The sequence below is a fragment of the Azotobacter beijerinckii genome (assembly GCF_900110885.1).
Taxonomy (GTDB): Bacteria; Pseudomonadota; Gammaproteobacteria; order Pseudomonadales; family Pseudomonadaceae; genus Azotobacter; species Azotobacter beijerinckii.
On the sequence record NZ_FOFJ01000016.1, the window covers coordinates 1 to 5,794 of the forward strand.

Annotated in this window: 6 protein-coding genes; 3 read left to right on the forward strand and 3 right to left on the reverse strand. The window is 64.7% G+C overall.

The features are described from left to right. Together BMY22_RS10230 and BMY22_RS10235 are read left to right on the forward strand one after the other, a co-directional pair. A partial coding sequence (locus BMY22_RS10230; RefSeq protein ID WP_143068478.1) for an OprD family outer membrane porin occupies window positions 1–469 on the forward strand: 469 nt, incomplete at its 5' end. Window positions 470–696: 227 nt separating this feature from the next. After that, the gene (locus tag BMY22_RS10235) at window positions 697–1,632 is read left to right on the forward strand and encodes an AEC family transporter (protein WP_090621715.1); all 936 of its coding nucleotides are present in this window, start codon (window positions 697–699) and stop codon (window positions 1,630–1,632) included. Between the two features lie 54 nt (window positions 1,633–1,686). Here BMY22_RS10235 and BMY22_RS10240 read toward each other — a convergent pair whose 3' ends face one another. Continuing rightward, window positions 1,687–2,994 (reverse strand): MFS transporter, encoded by a 1,308-nt coding sequence (locus BMY22_RS10240; protein ID WP_425265971.1) that lies wholly within the window; start codon window positions 2,992–2,994, stop codon window positions 1,687–1,689. Window positions 2,995–3,246: 252 nt separating this feature from the next. On the opposite strand from BMY22_RS10240, the gene BMY22_RS24325 reads away from it, so the two are divergent. After that, window positions 3,247–3,393 (forward strand): hypothetical protein, encoded by a 147-nt coding sequence (locus BMY22_RS24325; protein ID WP_167363723.1) that lies wholly within the window; start codon window positions 3,247–3,249, stop codon window positions 3,391–3,393. A gap of 230 nt (window positions 3,394–3,623) precedes the next feature. Here the strand turns inward: BMY22_RS24325 and BMY22_RS10245 are convergent, their stop codons facing one another. After that, window positions 3,624–4,115 (reverse strand): hypothetical protein, encoded by a 492-nt coding sequence (locus BMY22_RS10245; protein WP_090621716.1) that lies wholly within the window; start codon window positions 4,113–4,115, stop codon window positions 3,624–3,626. Next, on the reverse strand, window positions 4,112–5,407 hold the full coding sequence (locus BMY22_RS10250) for an AAA family ATPase (protein ID WP_090621718.1): 1,296 nt from the start codon (window positions 5,405–5,407) through the stop codon (window positions 4,112–4,114). The genes BMY22_RS10245 and BMY22_RS10250 overlap by 4 nt, the downstream gene beginning before the upstream one ends. Window positions 5,408–5,794 lie beyond the last annotated feature (387 nt).

Consider the following 5,794-nt stretch of genomic DNA (forward strand, 5'->3'; position numbering starts at 1 on the left):
CGCGCTGGAAGGCCACCTGGACAACAAGGTGCTGTCCGGGCTGTTCTCGCTCAAGACCGGCGCCCATACCGTCTACCTGGGCCTGCAGCGGGTCAGCGGCGACAGCAAGTGGCTGCGGGTCAACGGCACCAGCGGCGGCACCCTGGCCAACGACAGCTACAACGCCAGCTACGACAACGCCCGGGAGCGCTCCTGGCAACTGCGCTACGACTACAACTTCGTCGGGCTGGGCGTGCCGGGGATGACCTTCATGACCCGCTACATCTCCGGCTCGAACATCCAGGCCGGCGGCCTCGACAACCGCAAGGAATGGGGCCGCGAGAGCGAGCTGGCCTACGTGGTGCAGAGCGGCCCGGCGAAGAACCTGACCCTGCGCTGGCGCAATATCACCATGCGCCGCGACTGGGGCAGCAACAACCAGTTCAACGAGCAGCGGATCATCGTCCAGTATCCGCTGTCGCTGTTCTAGCCGCCGTGCTCGTGGGGATATAGTGGTGCACGACGGGCTCTTCCCTGGCCGGGCGGCCCGTCGGTCCCGCCGGATCGGCCAACGCCTCGACGCTTCGGGGACTCCCGGGTCTTCGCCCCCGTGCCTTGACCGCGTTGCGCCCGGCACGGCAGATCGCGCCGCGCAGTACCGTCTGCGAATGCCCTCCACGCTTTCTCTTCCGGCCCATCCGGCCAAGGTAGTCCGTCGTGCTGCAGATCCTCTCCATCACCCTGCCCATCTTCATCCTGATCGGGCTGGGCTTCTTCGCCGTCCGCTTCGAGGTGATCAGCCGCGAGCAGATCCGCGGCCTGGGCAGCTTCGTCATCACCTTCGCGTTGCCGGCGCTGGTGCTCAAGGCCGTGTCGGACAGTCCCTTCCAGGAGGTGATGAACTGGCAATATCTGCTGGCCTATTGCGCGGGCTCCCTGATCGTGTACCTGCTCGGCCTGCTGTTCGCCCTCAGAGTGCGCCGCGAGCCCCTGGACACCGGCGCCATCTCCGCGCTGGGCATGGCCGTCTCCAACAGCGGCTTCGTCGGCTACCCGATCGTCGCCATGCTGCTCGGCCCGGCGGCGGCCATCGGCCTGGCGCTGAACATGCTGGTGGAGCACCTGTTGATCATCCCCCTCAGCCTGACCCTCGCCGAGGCCGGCCGGCAGCAGGGCTCCACGGGCAAGGTGCTGCGCGAGACGGCCAGGCGCCTGGCCAGGACCCCGCTGATCATCGCCATGCTCGTCGGCCTGCTGCTCTCCCTGCTGGAGGCGCGCCTGCCGGCGATTCCGGGCAAGGTGGTGGACATGCTGGCCTCGGCGTCGGCGCCGGTGGCGCTGTTCGTGATCGGCGGTTCGCTCTACGGCCTGAAGCTGCATGGCCTGTTCGCCGAGCTGCGGATGATCGCCGTGGGCAAGCTGCTCCTGCACCCGCTGGCGGTCTTCCTGCTCTTCTCGCTGCTGCCGGACGTGGACCCGGTGCTGATGGTGGCCGGCGTGCTGTTCGCCAGCGCGCCGATGCTGAGCGTCTACCCGATCTTCGGCCAGCGCTTCGGCGTCGAGGGCCGCTGTGCCGCCGCTCTGCTGTTCACCACGCTGATGTCCTTCTTCAGCATCAGCCTGCTGATCGGCATCATGAAGCCCCACCTGTAGGGGGCGGGGCTTTCGGCATCGCGACGGCAACGCCGTCCCCGGCCCGCCGAACGGCTATACGGCCGCGGCGCCCTCGCGCTGCGGGATGGCCGGGGCCTCGGGGACGGCAGCGGGCGAGGCGTCCTCGAAGCGGTCGACCCGGCGCAGCGACTTGAAGCCCCACATCCAGCCGCCCGTCACCGTCAGCGTGCACAGCGCGCCCAGCACCGCCGCCGGCACCGTGCCGAACCAGGCGGCGCTGCTGCCGGCACGGAACTCGCCCAGCTCGTTGGAGGAGCCGATGAACAGCATGTTCACCGCGTTGACCCGCCCGCGCATGGCATCCGGGGTGGAGAACTGGATCAGCGAGGAGCGGATGTACATGCTGACCATGTCCGCGCCGCCGGCCACCAGCAGGGCCAGGAAGGACAGCCAGAACAGGCTGGACAGGGCGAACACCAGGTTGGCCAGGCCGAACAGCGCGACCGCGGCGAACATGGTCAGGCCGACGTGGCGGTCGAAGGGCCGCACGCTCAGGTAGAGGCCGACCAGCACCTCGCCGATCGCCATGGCGCTGCGCAGCGCGCCGAGTCCTTCCGGGCCGACCTGCAGGACTTCCTGGGCGTAGATCGGCAGCAGAGCCACCACGCCGCCGAGCAGCACCGCGAAGAGGTCCAGGGAGATGGTACCGAGGACGATCGGTCGCGAGCGGATGAAGACGATGCCGGCGGTGAAGCGCTGCCAGGCGGTCGCCTCGAGGGTCTTCGAGGGCTCGGCGAAGCGCACCGGCACCCAGCGCAGCAGCCCCAGCCCGAGCAGGAAGGCGGCCATGCAGAACGCATAGCTCAGCGGGCCGCCGCCGAGGGCGTAGAGTCCGCCGCCGAACAGCGGTCCGGCGATGGTGGCGCCGCGCATGATCATGCTGTTGGCAGCAATCGCCGCGGCCAGCCGCTCGCGCGGCACGACCTGCGGCAGCAGGCTCTGCAGGGTCGGCCCGGTGAAGGCCCGCGCGCAGCCGAACAGCGCCAGCACGGCGTAGATCGCCGCGGTGTTCAGCGTGTCGCCCAGCGACAGCCAGAGCAGCAGGCCGCCGCACAGGGCCTCCACCGCCCAACTGATGGCGAGGATGCGCTTGCGGTCGTAACGGTCGATCAGATCGCCGGCCGGCAGCAACAGCAGCAGCATGGGGATGAACTGGGCCAGGCCGACGCAGGCCAGCGACAGCGGGTCGCGGGTCGCGTCGTAGACCTGCCAGGCGACCACCACGGCCTGGATCTGCAGGGCACAGACGGCCGCCAGGCGGCCGATCAGGAAGGGCAGGAAGCCGGGATAGCGGTAGATGCTGGAGCCGGACTCGGAGGAAATCGCGTCGGACACTTCGATACTCGCAGGCAGAGGTTGAAGGAGGCACCGCCCTGCGTCCCGCTGCCCGCAGACAGCCGACGGAGGCGCTGTTTGTTACAGCAGGGTGACATCGTCTGGAGCGCTTTCCAACCGCCGGAGATTTGCCGGTGGGCGATCAACGGTCAGATCCGAGTCGAAATGCCGCATGATCATGAGCTAGATCAATGTTGACAAGCGAGATCGCTTGCTAGATTCGATCCCGTCACCACGCCCGCCAAGGAGGGCAACCACATGCTGATCTCTCTTGTTCTTTCCATCGTGTTCGCATGCTTCATCCTGTTCGTGGCTGGCCTGTGTCTGGGACGCTGGATGCGTCCCTCGTCCGGCTCGGCGACGAATATGACGAATATGGAGGGCGTAGCGAACAGGGCTCGTTGAGCGAGGGCTGCGCCTGGCGCAGCTTCCCCGACGCAGCCGGGGATTGGCCATGGGGCGGATGTCGGATGAAACCGGCATCCGCCCTTTTCGTTTCGGCTGGCTTCGACGGACGAAGAAGAGAGTGAAAGGCGTGGCGCTCGGCAGGCTTAGTTCGTTCGCTTCCTCGCGCTAGGCTGCCCAGAGTTTGGCCACCGTACCGCGGGTGCTGTAGCGTCCCTCATTGCCCTGCATCAACGGCGGGCCGGGACGTAGTGGAAGGTAGCCAGGTCTTCATCCAGGGACCAGATGAAAACCTCGCTCATCGGGAAGCGCGCTACGCACTTCTCGTATTCCTTGATGATGCTGAGATCGCCGAAGCTGGTCCCTTCACCGGTTCGGGTGGGCGATTTGTTGTGGCCGGCCTTGTTCGGAAACTCGTCCAGCCAGCCGAGGATTTCCTGGGTATTGGGAAACTCACCGGGGCGGTAGGGAGCTTCGCCGGTAAAGGCGCCCCTAATCTCTGCACAGAATCGTTGCGCCGTTTTCCGGCGGAGTCCGCCATTGCCGTTCTGGGCGATATGGTTGCCGGTTTCCAGAATGGTCGCCATCGGCAGGATAAAGGTGCAGTCGTTGCCGACATATTCGACAAAATCGGCTCCCACGCCAGCTGCATCCTGATTACATCCCGGCACATTCAGCAGGTTGAGAAACACGCTGGTATCGATCAGGCAGACCGCACTCATTCGATCTCCCCCTGCATTTTCTGCAGCCAAGCCAGTGCGTTCCGCCGTTTCTGCTCTGGCGTGACCGGCGATTTGACGAAGCGATCGACAATGCCGTTGGTAACCAGCTCGCCCAGTGGTCCCTGGGAAACCAGCCCGGCGTAGTCCTGCAGGTCCGAAAGGCGTACTAGGCGGCTATCCCCCTGTGCAGAGTCGCGGTAGCAGAACACCACATCGCCCAGTGCGCTGTCGGGCAACGCATCCATCAGTGCTGGATTATGGGTGGTCAGCAGCAGGCGCACCCCGCGCTGTTCGGCTTGTTCGCGCATGGTGTTAAGCAATTGCCGGGCGCGCGAAGGATGCACGCCGTTATCGACTTCCTCAATCACCAGGGTCGACTCCATCGGCGCAGACAGCAGGGCGGCGGCAATCGCCAGCACCCTGAGCGTGCCGTCGGAGAGCAGTTCCACCGACCAGTTGCGCTCGACTTCGCCGAAGCTCTCGACCAGCTCCAGAGACACGCGCCCGCGGCGATCCTCGAAGAAGCGGACATCCTTGACGTCCTGCTCGGGCAGGCTCTTGATGAACGCGATGATGGCCGGCCGGACCGCCTGGTCCTGCCAGAGCGTGTAGAGCACGCCGGACAGGTTCGCGCAGTCGCCACGCAGCGTCTTGTCCGGGGGGCTGTCGCCACGCATCAGGGCGGGGACGGGGTCGAGAAACAGGGTATTGGCCAGCAGACGCTGAAAGTGGCCGGTGGTTTCCGGGATGACCTTCTGCGCCTTTTTGTGTCCAGAGTCGAACATGGCCGAACTGGCCAACTGGTTCAGGATGGCGATCTGGTCGGTGCAGGTGATCTGTGGTTTCTGCCCACCCCGCGCAAAGTTGTTATAGGCGACGCGCACGTCGGTACTCAGGCCGCTGGAGGGCTGCTCGATGCGGTAAAGCGGGAATTTCTGCCGGGACGAGCCGATGCTTTCCTGAACGATATGCAGCTCGTCGTCGCGCAGGACGATCTCGACGCTGAGGCTGTTCCACTCCTCATCGTCGGTTTCGCAACCCAGAGTGAACGACTGGCTCTGCAGGTAGGGAAGGTCCCTGACCTGCCCGCGCAGGATCTGCTCCGAATCGTCGACCCTGTGGCGGAGTACCGACAGCTTCTGGCCCTGGCCGAGCCAGCACAGGAAGCGGAAGGCTTCCAGCGCATTGCTCTTGCCCGAGGCGTTGGCCCCGATCATCAGGGTCAATGGCGACAGCTGCAGCCGCTGATCCCGATAGCTCTTGAATCCCTTGATATGAATGGCCGTCAGCATGGCGACTCCTTTCAGGCTTCTTTGATCGTCACCCAGCGCTTGCCGGTGGCAGCTGCTGCATCAGGGCCTTCTTTTCCTGCTTCAGGCTGTCGAGCTGCTTTTGCAGGGTTACGATTTCGCGGTCGGCAGTGGAAAGTACGGCGGCGATGGCTCGTTGTGCCTCATGGCATGGAGCCTCAATCTGTACGTTCAGAAGGTCCTTGGGATTGACTCGAGTTCATCCCATTGCACAAAAAATACACAAGCCAAAAACAAAAGCCCCAGGATTTCTCCTAGGGCTTTGTCGTGTCTGGCGCTCGGCGAGCTTCTAACCTATTCATCAACTTACTGAAAGTAAAGGATTTTATGTGAGTTGATTTTTGGCGGCATACAGACAGGCATACAGGC

Bases quoted from the DNA above. Each gene is read 5' to 3' on its own strand.
- BMY22_RS24325 (WP_167363723.1), top strand. From the start codon at position 3,247: ATGCTGATCTCTCTTGTTCTTTCCATCGTGTTCGCATGCTTCATCCTG.
- BMY22_RS10245 (WP_090621716.1), bottom strand. From the start codon at position 4,115: ATGAGTGCGGTCTGCCTGATCGATACCAGCGTGTTTCTCAACCTGCTG.
- BMY22_RS10250 (WP_090621718.1), bottom strand. From the start codon at position 5,407: ATGCTGACGGCCATTCATATCAAGGGATTCAAGAGCTATCGGGATCAG.